Origin of the sequence: Vibrio sp. J2-4 (assembly GCF_021728155.1) — a bacterium.
Classification (GTDB): Bacteria; Pseudomonadota; Gammaproteobacteria; order Enterobacterales; family Vibrionaceae; genus Vibrio; species Vibrio diabolicus.
Genome location: NZ_JAKKCN010000004.1, coordinates 18,580 through 37,922 on the forward strand (window position 1 = coordinate 18,580; position 19,343 = coordinate 37,922).

18 protein-coding genes are annotated in these 19,343 nt (G+C 45.0%); 7 read left to right on the top strand and 11 right to left on the bottom strand.

Translation table 11 applies throughout. The features are described 5' to 3' along the window. Positions 1–144 precede the first annotated feature (144 nt). Positions 145–1,128, bottom strand: coding sequence for a beta-N-acetylhexosaminidase (nagZ, locus tag L3V32_RS14665; protein ID WP_237284612.1), 984 nt, complete (start codon positions 1,126–1,128; stop codon positions 145–147). A gap of 99 nt (positions 1,129–1,227) precedes the next feature. On the opposite strand from nagZ, the gene L3V32_RS14670 reads away from it, so the two are divergent. Continuing rightward, the gene (locus L3V32_RS14670; RefSeq protein WP_237284613.1) at positions 1,228–2,340 is read left to right on the top strand and encodes an anhydro-N-acetylmuramic acid kinase; all 1,113 of its coding nucleotides are present in this window, start codon (positions 1,228–1,230) and stop codon (positions 2,338–2,340) included. A gap of 20 nt (positions 2,341–2,360) precedes the next feature. Next, positions 2,361–3,290, top strand: a complete 930-nt coding sequence (murQ, locus tag L3V32_RS14675; RefSeq protein WP_237284614.1) for an N-acetylmuramic acid 6-phosphate etherase — start codon at positions 2,361–2,363, stop codon at positions 3,288–3,290. 51 nt (positions 3,291–3,341) lie between these two features. Here murQ and L3V32_RS14680 read toward each other — a convergent pair whose 3' ends face one another. Both L3V32_RS14680 and L3V32_RS14685 read right to left on the bottom strand, forming a co-directional pair. Next, positions 3,342–3,614, bottom strand: coding sequence for a hypothetical protein (locus L3V32_RS14680; RefSeq protein WP_012842127.1), 273 nt, complete (start codon positions 3,612–3,614; stop codon positions 3,342–3,344). A 113-nt stretch (positions 3,615–3,727) separates the two neighbouring features. Then, positions 3,728–4,069 carry a DUF2799 domain-containing protein gene (locus L3V32_RS14685; RefSeq protein WP_012842128.1) on the bottom strand — a complete coding sequence of 114 codons (342 nt, stop codon included), beginning with the start codon at positions 4,067–4,069 and terminating at the stop codon, positions 3,728–3,730. A gap of 280 nt (positions 4,070–4,349) precedes the next feature. Between L3V32_RS14685 and L3V32_RS14690 the strand changes: the two genes are divergently transcribed. The 4 genes from L3V32_RS14690 to L3V32_RS14705 all read left to right on the top strand — a co-directional run bounded on the left by L3V32_RS14690 (position 4,350) and on the right by L3V32_RS14705 (position 9,003). Beyond that, complete coding sequence (locus L3V32_RS14690) at positions 4,350–5,834, top strand: carbon starvation protein A (protein WP_005381914.1); 1,485 nt, start codon at positions 4,350–4,352, stop codon at positions 5,832–5,834. A 193-nt stretch (positions 5,835–6,027) separates the two neighbouring features. Next, positions 6,028–7,698: a sensor histidine kinase gene (locus L3V32_RS14695; RefSeq protein ID WP_005397519.1), complete on the top strand. Its 1,671-nt coding sequence runs from the start codon at positions 6,028–6,030 to the stop codon at positions 7,696–7,698. Positions 7,699–7,729: 31 nt separating this feature from the next. Beyond that, entirely contained in the window at positions 7,730–8,458 is a 729-nt protein-coding gene (gene btsR, locus L3V32_RS14700) for a two-component system response regulator BtsR (protein WP_006743107.1), read from the top strand. 71 nt (positions 8,459–8,529) lie between these two features. Continuing rightward, a complete protein-coding gene (locus L3V32_RS14705; protein WP_193447659.1) occupies positions 8,530–9,003 on the top strand; it encodes a low molecular weight phosphatase family protein in 474 nt (157 codons plus the stop codon). Positions 9,004–9,049: 46 nt separating this feature from the next. Here the strand turns inward: L3V32_RS14705 and ispH are convergent, their stop codons facing one another. The 6 genes from ispH to murJ all read right to left on the bottom strand — a co-directional run bounded on the left by ispH (position 9,050) and on the right by murJ (position 16,670). After that, positions 9,050–10,015: a 4-hydroxy-3-methylbut-2-enyl diphosphate reductase gene (ispH, locus tag L3V32_RS14710; RefSeq protein ID WP_047009110.1), complete on the bottom strand. Its 966-nt coding sequence runs from the start codon at positions 10,013–10,015 to the stop codon at positions 9,050–9,052. Positions 10,016–10,038: 23 nt separating this feature from the next. Beyond that, entirely contained in the window at positions 10,039–10,470 is a 432-nt protein-coding gene (gene fkpB, locus L3V32_RS14715; protein WP_012842130.1) for an FKBP-type peptidyl-prolyl cis-trans isomerase, read from the bottom strand. Positions 10,471–10,626: 156 nt separating this feature from the next. After that, positions 10,627–11,136 (bottom strand): signal peptidase II, encoded by a 510-nt coding sequence (gene lspA / locus L3V32_RS14720; protein ID WP_005397302.1) that lies wholly within the window; start codon positions 11,134–11,136, stop codon positions 10,627–10,629. Positions 11,137–11,209: 73 nt separating this feature from the next. After that, the gene (gene ileS, locus L3V32_RS14725) at positions 11,210–14,038 is read right to left on the bottom strand and encodes an isoleucine--tRNA ligase (RefSeq protein WP_237284615.1); all 2,829 of its coding nucleotides are present in this window, start codon (positions 14,036–14,038) and stop codon (positions 11,210–11,212) included. A 64-nt stretch (positions 14,039–14,102) separates the two neighbouring features. After that, a complete protein-coding gene (gene ribF, locus L3V32_RS14730) occupies positions 14,103–15,038 on the bottom strand; it encodes a bifunctional riboflavin kinase/FAD synthetase (RefSeq protein WP_005381933.1) in 936 nt (311 codons plus the stop codon). 69 nt (positions 15,039–15,107) lie between these two features. Then, on the bottom strand, positions 15,108–16,670 hold the full coding sequence (gene murJ / locus L3V32_RS14735) for a murein biosynthesis integral membrane protein MurJ (RefSeq protein WP_237284616.1): 1,563 nt from the start codon (positions 16,668–16,670) through the stop codon (positions 15,108–15,110). A gap of 304 nt (positions 16,671–16,974) precedes the next feature. On the opposite strand from murJ, the gene rpsT reads away from it, so the two are divergent. Next, a complete protein-coding gene (gene rpsT, locus L3V32_RS14740) occupies positions 16,975–17,235 on the top strand; it encodes a 30S ribosomal protein S20 (protein ID WP_005381938.1) in 261 nt (86 codons plus the stop codon). 306 nt (positions 17,236–17,541) lie between these two features. On the opposite strand, the gene L3V32_RS14745 is transcribed toward rpsT, so the two are convergent. Beyond that, positions 17,542–17,844, bottom strand: coding sequence for a metalloregulator ArsR/SmtB family transcription factor (locus tag L3V32_RS14745; protein WP_005397309.1), 303 nt, complete (start codon positions 17,842–17,844; stop codon positions 17,542–17,544). Between the two features lie 289 nt (positions 17,845–18,133). Further along, complete coding sequence (nhaR, locus tag L3V32_RS14750) at positions 18,134–19,024, bottom strand: transcriptional activator NhaR (RefSeq protein WP_005381942.1); 891 nt, start codon at positions 19,022–19,024, stop codon at positions 18,134–18,136. Between the last annotated feature and the right edge of the window lie 319 nt (positions 19,025–19,343).

Genomic DNA, 19,343 nt, shown 5'->3' on the forward strand with positions numbered 1-19,343 from the left:
ACGACAAGATAACAGGCTAAAAAAGAAAAACAAGCGTACACAATAAAAAACATTTGGTGTAAATTAATATTTACAGGCAAATAAAAAGCCAAAGTATAATTAACTTTGGCCTCTAATCGGTGTTTTGAATCGTTTACAAGAGGTTTAGCTGGTCAAGCGTTTCATCGCTTCACTCGCCGCTTTCCACTCTTGAGATAACTTGAGATCGCTTAGAGAAAACGACTGTTTTTTCAGTAACGCATCCGCCAGTGGCACTGTTGATACTGGCAAGTTATCCAACACCTCAATGTGTGCTTCACGCTTATTACACATCAATAGCATATCGCAACCGGCTTTCAAGGCTTGAGCCCCACGCTCGGCAGGGCTACCCATGATTGCAGCGCCTTCCATCGTCAGATCATCGGAGAAAACCAAGCCTTTAAAACCGAGTTGCTGTCGCAAAACTTGTTTCAACCAGTATTCTGAACCACTCGCAGGCTGAGAGTCGTAGTTCGGAAAAATCACGTGAGCAGGCATCATGGCATCTAAAATACCGGCATCAATTTGCGCTTTAAAGATAGCCATGTCTTGTTCAAAAATGTCGCTGCGCTCGTCGTATGGCGTTTCTAAGTGTGAATCAGCAATCACACCACCGTGACCCGGGAAGTGTTTGCCTGTTGTTGCCATTCCAACGCTCTTCATACCCTGCATGTAAGCGGTGCTAAATCGAAGAATGGTATCGGCATCTTCGCCAAATGCTCGGTTACCGATCGCTTTACATTGATGACCTTTATCGAGCACGGGTGCAAAGCTTAAATCAATGTCGTGTGCTATCAACTCCGCTGCCATTAGCCAACCGCCCATACGTGCTAGCTCTTCGCCATTTTGATGTTTGGCGTATTCTTCGGCTGCAGGGATCAACGAGAAACCTTCACGGAAGCGTTGTACTCGCCCCCCTTCTTGATCAACACCGATCAAAATCGGGCGCTTGGCAGCCTTGCGGATTGATTGAGTAAGTGCTTGAAGCTGTTCACTATCATGATAGTTGCGAGCAAATAGAATTAAGCCACCAACCGTAGGATGTTCCAGAATTTCTTTGTCTTCAACGGTCAGTTCATAACCCGCGACGTCAACCCATAACGGTCCCATGTTTTCTCCTCAAAATCGGCTGAATATCTCGTATTCGATGAGGTTATTCGCTTCAGATTTGCTTTACAATAAGTGAATGAAGAATTGACGAGATCGGCTATGAAATTTAACGAACTGTACATTGGTGTGATGTCTGGAACGAGTATGGACGGCGTTGATACCGCTCTGGTTGAAATAAGTGATGAGCACGTTCGTCTGGTTGCGCACGACGATTACCCAATGCCCACAGCACTGAAAGAAATGCTGTTATCTGTTTGTACCGGTCAAGCCACAAATTTAAAAGCCATAGGTGAATTGGATCACCAACTTGGCCACCTCTTCGCTGACGCCGTTTTACAACTGCTCAATAAGTCTGGCTGCGTCGCGGAACAAATTCGTGCGATTGGTAATCACGGTCAAACGGTATTCCACCAACCTACTGGAGAGTTACCCTTTACCACTCAGTTGGGTGATGCCAACATCATCGCAGTGAAAACAGGGATTGATACGGTTGCAGATTTTCGACGTAAAGATATGGCGCTAGGTGGTCAAGGTGCACCGCTGGTTCCCGCTTTTCATAAAAGTATCTTTGCCATGCAAGATTCCACTAACGTGGTGCTGAACATCGGTGGCATAGCCAACATCTCTGTACTGCATCCCGAGCAACCAGTCATTGGCTATGACACTGGTCCGGGCAACATGTTGATGGACGCTTGGTGTGCGCTGCACACTGGGCAAAGCTTCGACAAAGATGCACAATTTGCACTGAAAGGAACGGTAAACGCGACTTTGTTGACTCAATTACTTAAAGAAGCTTACCTCGCCATGCCAGCACCTAAAAGTACCGGGCGAGAACTGTTCAATATTGACTGGCTGCATCAGCAACTGGCTCATTACAATTTACCAACCGAAGACGTACAGCGTACACTCTGCGAATACTCTGCGATTACCATTGCCAACGAAGTCGACAAGTTTTCTCATGGCAGCACGCCTCAACTATTGGTCTGTGGCGGTGGAGCAAGAAACCCACTTTTAATGCAGCGATTGACTAAGTTATTGCCACAATGGCACGTTGCGACAACGGCAGAAAAAGGCGTTGATGGTGACTACATGGAAGCCATGGCATTTGCTTGGCTTGCGCAGCGCTATATTCATAGCCTCCCTAGCAATTTACCGGAAGTCACAGGGGCAAGTCGTCTCGCTTCACTTGGCGTACTCTACTCAAAAAATTAATCACGAAGGCTTAAATTACTATGACAAATGACGCGCTTATTGCGGCTCTTTCTCACCTTGTCTCTGAAGGTCGAAATCCTGAAACAATGGATATCGATCTTCTTCCTTCATTCGATATTGTGCAGCGTTTAAACCAACAAGATAAACTCGTCCCAATTGCGGTCGAGAAAGTGCTACCAGAGATCGCTCAAGCCGTTGATAAGATCACGGAAGCATTTAAGATCGGAGGTCGGTTGTTTTACATCGGTGCGGGCACCAGTGGTCGGCTCGGCGTCTTGGACGCTTCAGAATGCCCACCAACTTTTGGCACGGATCCAGAGATGGTCGTTGGTATTATTGCGGGTGGAAAAGAGGCAATGTTCCGCGCGAAAGAAGGGGCAGAGGACGATCCTGCACTAGGCGAGCAAGATCTTAAAGAGAATGCGCTAACACAACGCGATGTCGTCGTTGGTATTGCGGCAAGTGGACGAACACCATATGTGATTGGTGGCTTAGAGTATGCGAACGAACTTGGTGCCACCACTGTAGCACTATCTTGTAACCCTGACTCTCCGATTGCAGATATTGCCGATATTGCGATCAGCCCCGTTGTTGGACCAGAAGCATTAACGGGCTCCACTCGCTTAAAATCAGGGACGGCACAAAAGCTCGTCCTGAACATGCTCACTACCGCAAGTATGATTCGCCTAGGCAAAAGTTATCAGAACTTAATGGTAGATGTGAAAGCGACGAATGCAAAGCTAGTTGCAAGAGCGGCTCGTATTGTTATGCAAGCAACAGATTGTACTAACCAAGAGGCTAAAACTGCGCTCAAAGAAACGGACTACGACGCCAAGTTAGCGATTTTGATGATTTTAACCGGGCTGGATAAAGAAAGCGCGACTGAGCAACTGAAAGCCAAACAAGGATATTTAAGAAAAGTCGTGATCGATCAAGCGAATCAACCTTAATCAATAAAGCGCCTCACTTATTTAAAAGTCAGGCGCCTTTTATGGCTTAATTTAGTAGTTCAATCGTTCAATGTGAGTAATACCGACTTTACCTTCAAGGTCGCTGAACATATGAACCATTGCTGGGTATGGTTGTGCTCCAGGGTAGACAACTTCTGCATTACAGAAAAACGCATAGTTTTGTCCGGCTACGACTTGAGTAGCCACAACCAAAGGGGAGTATTTGACGCCGACAAACCCCTCGATACCTTTAGCAAATACTTCTTTATCCTCTGCTTTGAGTTCATTAAATGGACTCCAGCCACCAGCCATTTGCGTTGACATAATGTGATTCCTTTTTTCTGTGCTCACTATCAAGCAATATGAACATAGTTTAATAATGATAATTTTGCCACAATTATGTTTTGCGGACGGTATCACAACGGCTTTATTGACTATTAATTTGAGTACTCATTCCAGCCACGCTGCCATTCCATACGGAATTTTTGTGCTTGCTCAGTACCTTCACAAACTCCTTCATAATACTGACCAGATAGCCCCATTTGATACGCAAAAGCAGGGTTACAGTATTCACGTAGCCCCTCTAAATAACCTTGGTCGTAATCACTTTGCTTAACGCTACCCAACTCACGCAGCTCGCTCATCGTGCGTGATGTATGTCCGGCTACACCATCTTGATATCCGATCTGATGCCAATCTCCTGACTTGGCAAGATCTTCCGTCGTTGCAGCGCATCCTGCAAGTAAAGCCAGCGCCAAACCTAACGTTGCCTTTTTCATGGTTCTTCCTTAAGTAATTGTTTTCAAAAATAAGCTTACCACTAATTATTGGCGTTTGCCGCTTAGCTTACAGATTAAACCACTGACGCCTCGAATCAACCGCTCACTGCTGCAATCAACCGTTCGCCATTTTTAAAAACCGCTCAAGCAGTATATCGACCACTCAGTGCTCTATTCGACCACTCATCTACTAACCGAATGCATTTAACACAAGTGACGCATAACATGCATCCTGAGATTAAAAAATTACCCTACCCAACTAAGACCAAGGACAATTGCTATGATGTGGTTTCTAACCTGTGTCGCAGCCCTAATCGGCGGATACTTCATCTACGGCGCTTTCGTCGAGAAGATTTTCGGCATCAATGAAAAACGCCAAACGCCTGCTCACACCAAATCGGACGGTGTTGACTTCGTTCCAATGTCAACAAAGAAAGTTTATCTAGTTCAGCTACTTAACATCGCTGGTGTTGGTCCAATTTTCGGCCCAATCATGGGTGCGCTATACGGTCCAGCGGCAATGCTTTGGATTGTTGTCGGTTGTATTTTTGCTGGCGCAGTACACGATTACTTCTCTGGCATGCTTTCAGTGCGTAACGGCGGCGCATCTGTACCTACTATCACAGGTCGCTACCTAGGTAATGGCGCAAAACACTTTATGAATATTTTTGCCATTGTCCTACTGCTTCTTGTTGGCGTAGTGTTCGTTTCTGCTCCTGCAGGCATGATTACTAACCTCATCAATGATCAAACAAGCTTGAGCGTAAGCATGACTACAATGGTTATCGCTATCTTCGCTTACTACATCATTGCGACGATTGTTCCTGTCGATAAAATCATTGGCCGCTTCTACCCACTGTTTGGCGCTCTACTTATCTTTATGTCTGTTGGTCTAATGACAGCCGTTGCGTTTTCTAGCGAACACACAGTAATGGGTGACTTCCAAGTTTCAGACATGTTCTCGAACCTTAACCCAAATGATATGCCACTATGGCCAGCACTGTTCATCACTATCGCATGTGGCGCGATCTCTGGCTTCCACGCGACTCAGTCTCCACTGATGGCGCGTTGTATGGAAAACGAGAAAAACGGTCGTTTCGTTTTCTACGGAGCAATGATTGGTGAAGGTGTTATCGCGCTAATCTGGTGTGCTATCGCTCTGTCTTTCTTCGGCTCTCTAGACGCACTATCAGAAGCTGTGAAAAACGGTGGTCCTGGTAACGTGGTATACAGCGCATCATTTGGTCTGCTTGGTGTGTTCGGTGGTATCCTTGCGTTCCTAGGTGTGGTTATCCTACCAATTACGTCTGGCGATACAGCATTCCGTTCAAGCCGTCTGATCCTTGCTGAATACTTCAACATGGAACAAAAGACGCTACGTAACCGCCTACTGATGGCACTTCCACTGTTCGTTATCGGCGGTATCTTAACTCAAGTAGACTTCGGCATTATCTGGCGCTACTTCGGTTTTGCTAACCAAACAACAGCAGTAATGATGCTTTGGACTGCGTCCGCTTACCTACTACGTCACAACAAGCTGCACTGGATTACCACTATCCCTGCTATCTTCATGACCACGGTATGTGTCACGTTCATCTTAAACAACAGCTCACTAGGTTTTGGCCTGCCAATGCAACTATCAACTATCGTCGGTATTGTGTTTGCCCTAGCTGTGACTGGTTACGTTATCAAAACCTCTAAGGGTAAAGGTGAAACTGAACTGGCTGACGAAGAGAAACCACAAGCCGTGTCAGAAACAGCGTAATACTCGTCACATCCGAGTGACTAAGATAGGAGCCTGCCAATTGCAGGCTCTTTTTGTTTTATACCCAAGTCACTTTAAGATTCAGAACTCGGAGCGCAGCGCCATGTATTTAGGTGTCTTTATTTATCTGAGCCAAGTATCTTGAGGTGACTTAGGTATACAATAACAACATTGATTCTAGGTTAGGTTCACTATGGAACTGGTCGTTTCCCTTTTACAACAGATGTGTGTGTACTTAGTTTTGGCTTACATGCTAAGTAAAACGCCAATCATCTTACCTTTGCTGAGTATTTCTTCGCGCTTAAGCCACCGCCTAATTTGTTACGTACTCTTCTCTGGCTTTTGTATTCTCGGCACCTATTTCGGTCTGCACATCAACGATGCTATTGCTAATACTCGCGCGATCGGCGCGGTCATGGGCGGGCTGTTTGGTGGACCTGTTGTAGGTTTCGCCGTCGGATTTACTGGTGGCATCCATCGATACTCTCTTGGTGGCTTTACTGACCTAGCCTGCGCAATTTCAACCACCGCCGAGGGCGTAATTGGTGGCTTGCTCCACGTTTACCTTATCAAGCGAAACAAAGGCGCATTGCTGTTTAATCCAAGCGTTGTATTCAGCGTCACGTTTGTTGCAGAAGTGGTGCAAATGATTTTGCTGCTCGCCGTCGCGAAACCTTTTGATCAAGCCTATGAACTGGTGTCTGCCATTGCAGCACCGATGATCATCGCGAACTCATTTGGTGCGGCATTGTTCATGAGTATCCTGCAAGACAGAAAAGCGATCTTTGAAAAGTTTTCTGCGACGTTTTCGCGTCGAGCACTCACCATTGCTGATCGCTCAGTGGGAATTCTAAGCAACGGCTTCAACACCGAAAACGCAGAGAAAATCGCACGTATTATTTACGAAGAAACCAAAGTGGGCGCTGTCGCGATTACCGACCAAGAAAAAATCTTAGCGTTTGTGGGCATTGGCGATGATCACCATAAACCGAACACGCCGATTTCATCGCAAAGCACATTGGATTCCATGGAGAAAAACGACATCATTTATCTTGATGGCGCAGAGCGTCCATACCAATGTTCCATCGCAAAAGACTGCAAACTTGGCTCCGCGCTGATCATCCCACTACGTGCGGGAAAAGAGGTCATTGGTACCATTAAGCTGTATGAACCGAAGCGTAAATTGTTCTCCACGGCCAACATGTCAATGGCGGAAGGGATAGCTCAGCTTCTCTCTAGCCAAATCTTGTATGGCGACTACCAACAACAACAAGCCTTACTCGCTCAAGCAGAAATCAAACTGCTTCACGCTCAGGTGAATCCACACTTTTTGTTTAATGCACTCAATACCATTAGTGCGATTACTCGTCGTGATCCTGATAAAGCACGTGAGTTGATCCAAAATTTATCGCACTTTTTCCGTAGCAATTTAAAGCAAAACATTAATACCGTGACGCTAAAAGAAGAGCTAGCACATGTGAACTCTTACTTGAGCATCGAGAAAGCCCGCTTTACGGACCGCTTAGAGGTTGAAATCGATATTCAGCCTGAATTGCTGGACATCAAATTGCCAAGCTTTACACTCCAGCCTTTGGTTGAGAATGCCATTAAGCACGGCATTTCAAACATGCTTGAAGGTGGTAAAGTTCATATATACAGCGAAGCACACCCACAAGGTCATTTGATTACCGTCGAAGACAATGCAGGCAGTTTTGAACCGCCAAAAGAAAACCACTCCGGGCTAGGTTTAGAAATTGTCGACAAACGTCTCACTAATCAATTTGGGCGTGATGCATCGCTAAAAATTACGTGCGAGCCACATCAATTTACTAAAATGAGCTTTATCATTCCCCCAAAATCATAAAAGCACTCTGAAGCAATAAAGGTAATGTTGGATGTTAACCGCACTCGTCATTGATGATGAACAGTTTGCTCGTGAAGAGCTGACAGAGTTATTGGATGAAACAGGCCAAGTTGAAGTGGTGGGCAATGCCTCAAACGCGATCCTTGGTCTAAAAAAAATCAATGAGCTCAAACCTGATGTGGTGTTTCTCGATATCCAAATGCCTCAAGTTACTGGGATTGAACTACTTGGAATGCTTGATCCAGAAACCATGCCTTATGTGGTTTTTGTCACGGCTTACGACCAGTATGCAATTCAAGCATTTGAAGACAATGCCTTTGATTACTTGCTCAAACCTGTCGACCCATGCCGTTTAACCAAAACGGTCAAACGGCTAAATAAAGTCATTAGTCAATCCGCCCTAACTCAACAGCTGTCTGCTATTACGCCCGATACTTTAGATCAGATTCCGTGCATCGGGCACAACCGTATCGTTATCATGGCCACCGACACGGTAGAATGTGCATACAGTGACATCAGCGGCGTGCATGTACGCTCCACCAGCCAAGCCGCGAGCACTCAACTGACATTAAAAACGCTAGAAGAGAAAACCCCACTGGTACGCTGTCATCGCCAATACTTAGTCAGCATTAAGGCCATCAGCGAAATCAAATTACTCGAAAACGGATTAGCAGAAATCATCACCAAAACTGGCTTTGAGATACCAGTAAGCCGCCGCTACCTTAAAGTGCTCAAAGAGATGCTGGGCATTAGCCACTAACACAAAAAGTTCACACATCACCGCTGAGTTTCCGCTAGCGTATAAATAAGACGCTCCGAAAAGACGAGGCGATGATGTATAAAGTTTTGTTCATATGTAAGCACAATGCTGGACGAAGTGTGCTCGCTGAGTCGATCGCAACCCATATCCTGCCAGCAGATTTTAGTGTCGCCAGCGGTGGCTCTCATCCCACAGGCACAGTTCACCCGGTGGTGCAAAAATATTTAGATGACCACCAACTTCCCATTCCACATATCCACACCCACTCATGGGAAGAGCGAACTCAGTTTCTTCCTGACATCGTGATTATTCTCTGTGACTCTTTACATCAAGAGGCAGCTCCTCAGTGGCTTGCGGGTGGCGTTCGAGTAAACTGGCAAGTCGATGCCTTTCCAACTGAAGGTTCTGATGAAGAGGTGTACGCACATTGCGAAAGGGTTGCTCAGTCGCTTGAGCGAAGAATCACGAAGATGTCCGATATGATTATCGATGGCTTAGGGAAAGACCAAATTCGTGATTACCTAAATGAACTGAGAGAGATGTAAAAAAGGCGACCCACTGGTCGCCTTTTGAATATTCGATAAAAGGAGATTAATCCACTTGCTTGATTTGCAGTTCTTTGGGTACTTCAAAGAACATATTCTCTTCACGACCAAGTACTTCATCGACCGCTTCGGCACCGACGAGTTCTTTGATTCGCTCTAGAATCTGATTAACGAGCTCTTCCGGAGCAGATGCCCCCGCAGTCACGCCGACCTTTGTTTTGCCTTCGAACCATTCAGGTTTGATATCTTCAGGACAGTCGGTTAAGTAGCCAGGTGTCCCTAGCTTTTCAGCTAGCTCTTTAAGACGTGTAGAGTTTGATGAGTTTTTAGATCCCACAACAACCATCACATCTACGTCACCCGCTAATTCACGTACAGCATCTTGGCGATTTTGTGTCGCGTAACAGATATCGTCTTTACGTGGTCCTTGGATATCTGGGAAGACGCGGCGTAGCTCTTCGATAACATCGGCAGTTTCATCTACAGAAAGAGTCGTTTGGCTTACGTAATGAAGATCAGATGGATCTTTCACAATCGACTTCAGTTTCTCAACATCGGCCGGGGTTTCAACCAAGTACATACCACCGGTTTCACTCGCGTACTGCCCCATTGTGCCTTCGACTTCAGGGTGACCTGCGTGACCAATCAGAACCACTTCCATATTGCGGCGGCTTGCTCGCGCTACTTCCATATGCACTTTGGTTACCAACGGGCACGTCGCGTCAAATACCGTCAAATCTCGCTGCTTGGCTTCCTGACGAACCGCCTGCGATACACCATGAGCAGAAAAAATCACAATGTTGTTGTCTGGCACTTCATGCAGCTCTTCAACGAAGACAGCGCCACGTTGTTTTAGCCCTTCAACCACAAAACGGTTATGCACCACCTCATGACGAACATAAATCGGTGGCTGATACATCTCTAGCGCACGCTCTACGATGCTAATCGCACGGTCTACACCAGCACAAAAGCCGCGTGGGTTAGCTAATAGGATTTTCATTTCATTGCTCATGGAAATTATCTTTATTGGGTTCGCTATTCTACTGACAAAATTTCAACTTCGAAAGTCACGTCTTGTCCCGCTAGAGGATGGTTGAAGTCCACAGTGACTGAATCGCCAGCAATCTCTGTAATAATGCCCGGGATTTCCATGCCATCAGGACCACTGAACGCCATGATTGTACCCACTTCTACTTCTGCATCACCTACAAACTTAGTGCGATCCATATGGTGTACATGGTCTGGGTTTGGCATGCCAAACGCGTCTTCTGCTTTTAACTCAATCGCTTTTTGTGCGCCTGTTTCGAGGCCTATCAAGCACTGCTCAAAGTTTTCACTCAAGCTGCCATCACCCATAACAAATTTCGCTGGTTTACCCATGTTATGAGTACTATCTGCAACCGATCCATCTTTCATTTTAATCGTAAAGTGAAGGGTTACTACAGATTCATTGGTTATTGTTGTCACGTTACTGCTTCCTTGTTCTTGGGTTATTACGCTGTCAGCTTGGTCTTTTTATACATTGATATGCTGATTGGCGCTCCAACATAATAAAAAGCGTCGCTCGAATCAACGGGCGACGCTTAGGGTTATTCAACTTTTCACAATATACACTGCCACTACTTAGGCTTTCGCCTCGTCTTTCTTTCGAAAGCCGTCAAGAATAATCATCGCGGCACCAATACAGATCGCCATGTCTGCAAGGTTGAACGCTGGCCAGTGATAATTACCCCAGAAAAAGTCCAAATAATCCACGACAAACCCATGTATTACTCGGTCGAATACGTTACCTACTGCGCCACCAATAATCATGGCATAAGCAATATTATTCCATTTCTCTTTCGCTGGTAGTTTACTCATCCAGTAAGTCAAAAGACCTGTAACGATAAAAGCAATACCTGTAAATAACCAACGTTGCCAGCCCGCTTGATCACTCAAAAAGCTAAAAGCAGCACCATAGTTATGCACGTACAAAAGATTAAAGAATGGCAAAATTTCTATGCGGTTTGCCCAGCCATATCCCATGTTGTTCATTACAACATACTTAATGCCAATATCAGCTAAAAAGATAACCACCGCTAACCATAACCAGCGAATACCAGATTGCTTTAAAGACAGTGCTTTTTCACTCATTACTTTACCTACAAACAGCCCCAGTAAATACTGGGGCTGTTAATTTTAAAAAAAGTTCAGTCGTTCTAGGCAATTACGCGAATTTACGTACTTCACCTTCGCCTTCTACGTTAGACACACAACGACCACAGATTTTCTCGTGACCTTCAATTGTGCCTACGTCTGGCGTGTGGTGCCAACAACGATCACACTTCTCGCCTTCAGCTGCTGCTACTTCAACAAACAAGCCTTCGATATCCGTGGCTTGTGCTGCATCAGTCTTCTCACCTAGAGGCTTAACTGTCGCCGCAGAGGTTAGTAGAACAAAGCGCAGTTCATCTTCAAGTTTGTTGATCTTCGCCGCTAAAGCGTCATCAGCAAATAGAGTCACTTCAGCTTGTAGTGCACCACCGATGGTTTTCTCTTTACGCGCATCTTCTAGAAGTTTGTTTACTGCACCACGAACCGCTTGGATCTCAGCCCAGAATTCATTGTTCAGCTCTTCACCTTCAGCAAGGCCGAATAGACCGTCGAACCACTCACCAGTGAATACGAACTTGTCGCGCTCGCCTGGCATTTCGTTCCAAATTTCATCTGCAGTGAACGACATGATAGGCGCCATCCAACGAACAAGCGCTTCAACAATGTAGTAAAGCGCAGTCTGACAGCTACGTTGAGCGTTGCCGCCACGTTTTGCTGTGTACTGACGGTCTTTAATTACGTCTAGGTAGAAAGAGCCCATTTCGATCGAACAGAATTGCATTAGACGCTGAGTCACACCGTGTGTGTTGTACTCTTCGTATGCTTTAACAATCTCTTCTTGTGCTGCTAGCGCACGACCAACTGCCCAGCGATCTAGCGCAACCATCTCTTCAACAGGAACGATGTCTGTTTCAGGGTTGAAGCCGCTTAGGTTAGCAAGGAAGAAACGCGCTGTGTTACGGATACGACGGTAAGCATCTGCGCTACGTTTTAGGATTTCATCAGAAACCGCAACTTCACCAGTGTAGTCTGTTGAAGCAACCCATAGACGAAGAATGTCAGCACCTAGCTTGTTAGTTACGTCTTTTGGCGCAACCACGTTACCGATAGATTTAGACATCTTACGACCCTGACCATCAACCACGAAACCGTGTGTCAGTACTTGTTTGTAAGGCGCTTCGTCTTTCATCGCGATAGATGAAATTAGAGAAGACTGGAACCAACCACGGTGTTGGTCAGAACCTTCTAGGTATAGGTCTGCACTGTTGCCGTTGTACTCTTCACGAGCATCAACAACGGAGAAGTGAGTGACACCTGAATCGAACCATACGTCTAGCGTATCTAGTACTTTTTCGTATTGGTCAGCGTCAGCACCGAGTAGTTCAGCGGCATCTACATCCCACCATGCTTGGATGCCTTTCTCTTCAACCAGCTTAGCGACTTTCTCGATCAGCTCTAGCGTGTTTGGATGAAGTTCTGCTGTTTCTTTATGAACAAACAGAGCAATTGGCACACCCCAAGTACGTTGACGAGAGATACACCACTCAGGGCGACCTTCGATCATACCTTCGATGCGGCTTTGACCCCACTCAGGCATCCACTCTACGTTCTTGATTGACTCTAATGCTTTAGCACGTAGGCCAGCTTGGTCCATAGAAACGAACCATTGAGGTGTAGCACGGAAGATGATTGGAGTCTTATGACGCCAACAGTGTGGGTAGCTGTGCTCGTAAGCGTGGTGGTGTAGTAGTGCACCTTTTTCTTTCAGTACTTCTACTACTGCATCGTTCGCTTTAAATACGTGCTGACCAGCAAATAGCTCTGTATCTGGTAGGTAAACACCGTTTGAGCCAACTGGGTTTGCTACTTCTAGGTTGTACTTGTTACCAACCGCGAAGTCTTCTTGACCGTGACCCGGTGCAGTGTGAACAACACCAGTACCTGAATCAGTCGTAACGTGATCACCCAGGATCGCCGGTACAGTGAAATCGTAGAATGGGTGTTGGAATTGAGAAAGCTCTAGATCCGCACCTTTAGCAAAGCCAAGATTGTGGAAGTGCTCGATACCAGCACGGTCCATTACGTCTTTCGCCAGCTCAGCAGCAACGATGATACGCTCAGCGTTGTCGCCTTCTGTTTGGATAAGCACGTACTCTAGATCATCACGTAGACATACTGCGCGGTTTGCAGGCAGTGTCCAAGGTGTTGTTGTCCAGATAACGATAGATACGTCACCGTGACCTTCATGACCTTCTGTCAGTTCAAATTTAGATAGCAGTGCTGTTTCGTCAGCCGCTTTAAAACGAACGTCGATAGATGGTGATACTTTATCTTTGTATTCTACTTCCGCTTCAGCAAGAGCAGAACCACAGTCTGTACACCAGTGAACAGGTTTGAAACCTTTTAGCAGGTGACCATTGCTTGCGATCTTACCAAGAGCACGAATAATGTTCGCTTCAGTTGCGAAATCCATAGTGCGGTATGGCTTGTCCCACTCACCCATGATACCAAGGCGTTTGAAGCTCTCTTTCTGACCTTCAACCTGACCTGCTGCGTATTCACGACATTTCTCGCGGAATTCCGCTGCTGTCACTTTTTGGCCTGGCTTACCTACTTTCTTCTCTACCATTAATTCGATTGGTAGACCGTGGCAGTCCCAGCCTGGGATGTAAGGTGCGTCAAAACCTGAAAGTGTTTTGGATTTAATAATAATGTCTTTAAGAATCTTGTTTAGTGCGTGACCAATATGAATGTCACCATTTGCGTAAGGAGGGCCATCGTGCAATACGAATGACTTTTTGCCTTTCTTAGCTTTACGGATTTCACCGTAAAGATCTTCTTTGTACCAACGCTTAAGCATTTCTGGCTCACGATTGGCCAGGTTGCCGCGCATTGGAAACCCTGTTTCAGGTAAGTTCAGGGTATCTTTATACTCACTCATCGATTCTTAATTCCGTTATATTGGGCGAAAATTAGACATTATGTTGAACGGTGGAATAAACCGCTCAACGCTTAAGCTGACGCAGCCACACCCTTGCTGCTTCAGCATCCAATTCGATTTGTTGTTTAAGTGCTTCAAACGACTCAAACTTTTGCTCATCTCGAAGTTTATGCAAAAGTTCCACTTCTAGTTGCTTGCCATATAAATTGGCATGAAAGTCGAATAAGTGCACTTCTAACTGTTGGCGAACACCATTGACGGTTGGTCTTTGACCAATATTAGCAACACCACCAACTGGCTTATTTCCTAAGCCAAGCGCTTGAACAACATAGACTCCGGAAACCGGAGAAACACAGCGTTTCAAAGGAATATTTGCAGTAGGGAACCCAATGGTTCGACCTAGCTTTCTTCCGTGAGAAACACGACCGCTGATGCTGTAGTTTCTTCCCAGCATCTGTTGCGCGGAATGCAAATCGTCACGCGCCAGCGCTTGACGGATAGCCGTACTGCTGACACGTAATTGTTGTAAACAAAAGCTCTGGGTACTTACGACATCAAAGCCGTATTTTTCCCCTGCTTCCTGCAGCATTGCAAAGTTACCTGTACGGCCTTTGCCAAAGCAGAAATCATCACCAACGACAAGAAACTTAACACCCAAACGCTCGACCAACAAGTCACGGATAAACTCTTCCGCGGTTAAACTTGCAAAATGGCGATTGAAATTGACACACAGTAAGCGGTCAATATCGAGCTTACTCAATTGCACGAACTTATCGCGTAATCGCGTCAACCTTGCAGGTGCCTTGTCTTTGGCAAACAGCTCCATCGGCTGAGGTTCAAAGGTCATCACAACAGAAGGCAAGGATAGCCTGTCCGCTTGCTCAGACACTTGCTGCAATACTTGTTGATGGCCTTTATGGACACCATCGAAATTGCCAATAGTCAGCACACAACCATGATGTCGCGGGTTGATATTGTGAATGCCTCTAATCAGTTCCATTGGATACTGCTTTCTGCCTCTGTTTTACTTTACACTGTGTGAAACTGACGGATTATATACTAATCACCCTCAGTCTGTCCCAGCTTTTAGGTCTTTTAAACGCGCACCAGTTAAAAATAGAACCACTAGGTAAACCACTGCTCCTAAACCGATCAACATCCCTAGCACCGCGCTTCGGTGAGCAAAGCTCCAGCCCAGCCATACTGACATATCTTCCAGTTGCCATAAGATTGCCGCAACCATCGCCGCGCCAGCAATAGCTAAACGTATAATAAAGAAGACGGTTCGCTTAGTGATTTGGTATACCTCTGCGATGTGCAGGCCACGATACAGCAGTGCCATATTCACAAATGCCGATAGTGCTGTCGCGATAGCCAAGCCAACGTAGCCATAGAAGTACGCAAAAATTGCATTAAATACCATGTTGGTCACCATCGCAATGATGCCGTATTTCACTGGCGTTTTGGTGTCTTGACGCGAGTAATAACCCGGAGCAAGCACTTTAATCAGCATAAAGTTCAACAAGCCTGAAGCGTAAGCAAAGAGTGACAATGATGCTTGATGTACGTCTTGTGGCGAAAACTCACCTCGCATGAATAACACCATCAACATAGGTTTTGCCAGTACCATCAAACCAAGCATTGCAGGAAGGCCAAGTAAGATCACCATGCGCACCCCCCAGTCCATGGTTTGTGCGAATCCTTCATTTTGTGCGTCAACATGTTTGCGTGATAATGCTGGTAAAATCACCGTTGCAATAGCAATACCAAACAGACCTAACGGGAATTCCAACAAGCGATCTGAATAGTACAACCAACTGATCGAACCGGTTTGCAGAAAGCTGGCAATAAAAGTATCAAACAACAAGTTGATTTGGCTTACCGACACACCGAACAAAGCAGGAATCATTAAGGTTCGGATCTTCACCACGCCCGGATCGCGCCAGCCCCATTTTGGCTTAACCATAACCCCCGCTTTAATAAGGAAAGGGATTTGAAATAAGAACTGAACCAAACCACCAAGGAAAACACCGATGGCAAGACCAATCTCTGGCTGTGACATCTGCGGCGAGATAAACCATGCTGCCAAAATGATCATTACGTTGAGGAAGACGGGAGTAAACGAAGAAACCGCAAACTTACCTAGTGTATTAAGAATGGCTCCCGATAGGGCAACAAAAGTGATGAACCATAAATAGGGAAAGGTGATTTTGAGCATCACGCTAGCAAGCTCAAACTTTGCTGCAGCCGGGCCACCATGCATCCAGTCAAGGAACCAACCAAAACCAAACACTGCAGTGACCACGCCGGAACCTAGGACACCTAAAATGGTAACAATAGAGACTATCACCCCTAACGTACCCGCCGCTCTAGCAATCAGTTCCCGAGTTTTATCCATGTCGCCTTGAGCATGGCTTTCCGTTAAAACAGGTACAAACGCTTGAGAAAAAGCCCCTTCAGCAAACAAACGTCGTAAAAAATTAGGAATTTTATTGGCGAAGAAAAAGACGTCTGCGCTTGCTCCTGCCCCCATTAAATTTGCCACTACAACATCACGGACTAGGCCAAGAACGCGGGAAATAAATGTCATAGCACTGACGATCATGCCAGACTTGAGTAGTCGTTTACTCACTGTAACCTCGGAATATCACCATAAGACAGCTAACCCTATACTGTTTCTCTGACAGGTGCTGTAAATAGACGTCAAAAATCTATCCGCGGTTGTAAGGAATAAGTGTGCCTTTCGCGGATAATTATTAGCATTGGTATAAAAATGCTGTTAGAATCCCCGCCATCTTAACCGCGATAACCTCTCTTACCAAAATTTGTTTTGGCTTAGATCGGTTTTTGCACAAATCATTTGACATTTAAGCGCAAATGAGGGATATTCCTCGCCCTTAAATTGTCACAGAACTAAGTTTTTGGGAGTTAGACCCTTGGCAAATAGTAAATCTGCTAAGAAGCGCGCTATCCAAGCTGAGAAACGTCGTCAGCACAATGCTAGCCGTCGCTCAATGATGCGTACTTACATGAAGAAAACTGTTGCTGCTATCGAAGCAGGCGACAAAGAAGCTGCAACTGCTGCATTCGCTGTAGTTACACCTATCCTAGACCGCATGGCAACTAAAGGCCTTATTCACAAGAATAAAGCAGCTCGCCATAAGTCTCGTTTCGCTGCACAAATCAAAGCTCTTTAATAGAGTCCTGATTTTACAGTGAAGAAAAAACCGACCTTGTGTCGGTTTTTTTATATCTACAAAATTTTCTTAATAAAAAAGCTGGCAATGCCAGCTTTTCTTTTTTCTGCACGCCTATTCAAAGGCATCAGCTTATTTACCTTATAAAGCTCAAACTGGAAAGCACCAATAAAACACTTGAGAACAAAGCAAATTGGTCGATGCGCAGCAACTCTACCATCAAAAGTTTAACGCCACTCTCAAATATTCCAACGAGTTAGATTCACAGCCTAAAATGAACGATATATTAGGTATATGTAATTAACGCTAAGCGCTTTCAGCACAATAAAGACTATGCAGTGTTTTTATTAACGCTTTCACTTCATCACTCTTTAATGTGTAGTACACGGTTTGTGCTTCTTTCCTTGTCGTGACTAGCTCATCACGGCGAAGCCAAGCAAGATGCTGAGATAATGCCGACTGGCTTAGCTCTAACTTTGCACACAGCTCTCCCACGGACAGCTCTTGGTTATGCAGCATACAAAGGATTTGTAGGCGTCTCTCGTTTGCCATCGCTTTGAGCAACACGACGGCTTTTGCGGAGTTCTGCTCCATTTCTTGTAGATTCATGTGTTGGACCTCTAGCTACAACTTACTTATTCCAACCCTGGCCAGCTTGTTGTGTTGCACTGATTTATATATCTAAGAAAATCAAGATACACTTCCAGAGTCTTCATTATTAGAACCTCTAATTTAGTTGTTAGTGATACACCAATATTATCCACCAAAGTGAAGAATTGATGCGCCATCAATAATTAATAGTTTTGCTCACTAAAACAAGTATCTTGAGTTACTTAGGTATTATTTAGAATTATATTTTTATTGATAGTAATCTATTTATTTGCGCAACGATACGGGTTTACTCAAACATTTGACTGAAATCAGCATCACAAACATTTTTTACCGCTGGGTGTTGGATCATTCGTTCCGCAAAAATCACGTAGTACTCTTCTTTTAACCCATCGACATGACCAATTAGCTGTAGATTTCGGTCGTCCTCAATCTCCGACATGTATACGGTCGGCGCTAAGAAAATCACATCATCGTGATACCGTGCGAAAGCCTTCATCAACGCGACATCATCAAACTCTCCCAACACATTAGGCTGAAGACCTTGACGATCAAACCACTGAATAACCTTACGCCCCATTGCTGTTCGGCTTGCAGGAATCAAAAGCTTTTTCTGTTCCAGAATCTCAGGGAAACGCACATTTTCAATTTCAGAAGAGGCGAAAAAGCTCATGCTGCTCTCACCTAGCTTTTTGCTATAAAGGCCAGGGCTTTGAGTTGAGTCAACGGGACAATCCGAGAGGATCATATCCAGCTTGTGCTGAGACAGTCGTTCAAGTAACAATTCGTGGGTTGACTCATAACAGCGTAAATGAATACTGTTATCTTCCGGGACAGTCGTCATTAGTACTTTACTGACCAAGCGCTTAGATAACGCATCGGCTACGCCAACTTCAAACAGAATGTTCGAGTGCTGACTGTAATTGACGATATCTAACATCTCATAACTCAAACCAAACATTCGGTCGGCGTACTTAAAAACAAGTTGCCCTAACTCAGTTGGCTCAACTGTACGACCATTTCGTTTGGTTAACTTTCCTTTCATGCGTTCTTCAAGCGCTTTAATCTGCCCTGTCACGGTTTGCGGTGTTAGGAAAAGCGCATCGGCCGCTTTAGTTACAGAGCCCTGTTTGCACACCATCCAGAAATAATATAGATGGTTGTAGTTTAGATGTGACATGATCAAGTCCCGAAAAGAAAGTGATGCTTTTTATACCAAATGTGACAGAGACAAACAATAAACTCGACAAAACCATACAATACATTACAAAAACATAAGTTTTACCGAATATATAAAATTAATACTGTCATAAAAGTTGAACTGAGGCGCATTTTCTTTCTAAAGAAAACGCAATAACCACACAAAACGAAAGCCAAATTTATTCATTAAATTCAAACAGTTAAAAACCTTCATTTTTCCCTACTCACACCACTATCAAAAAGAACAATAAAAATTACTCACAGCAAGAAATCTGTAATATTACTGAAATATTTGTTCT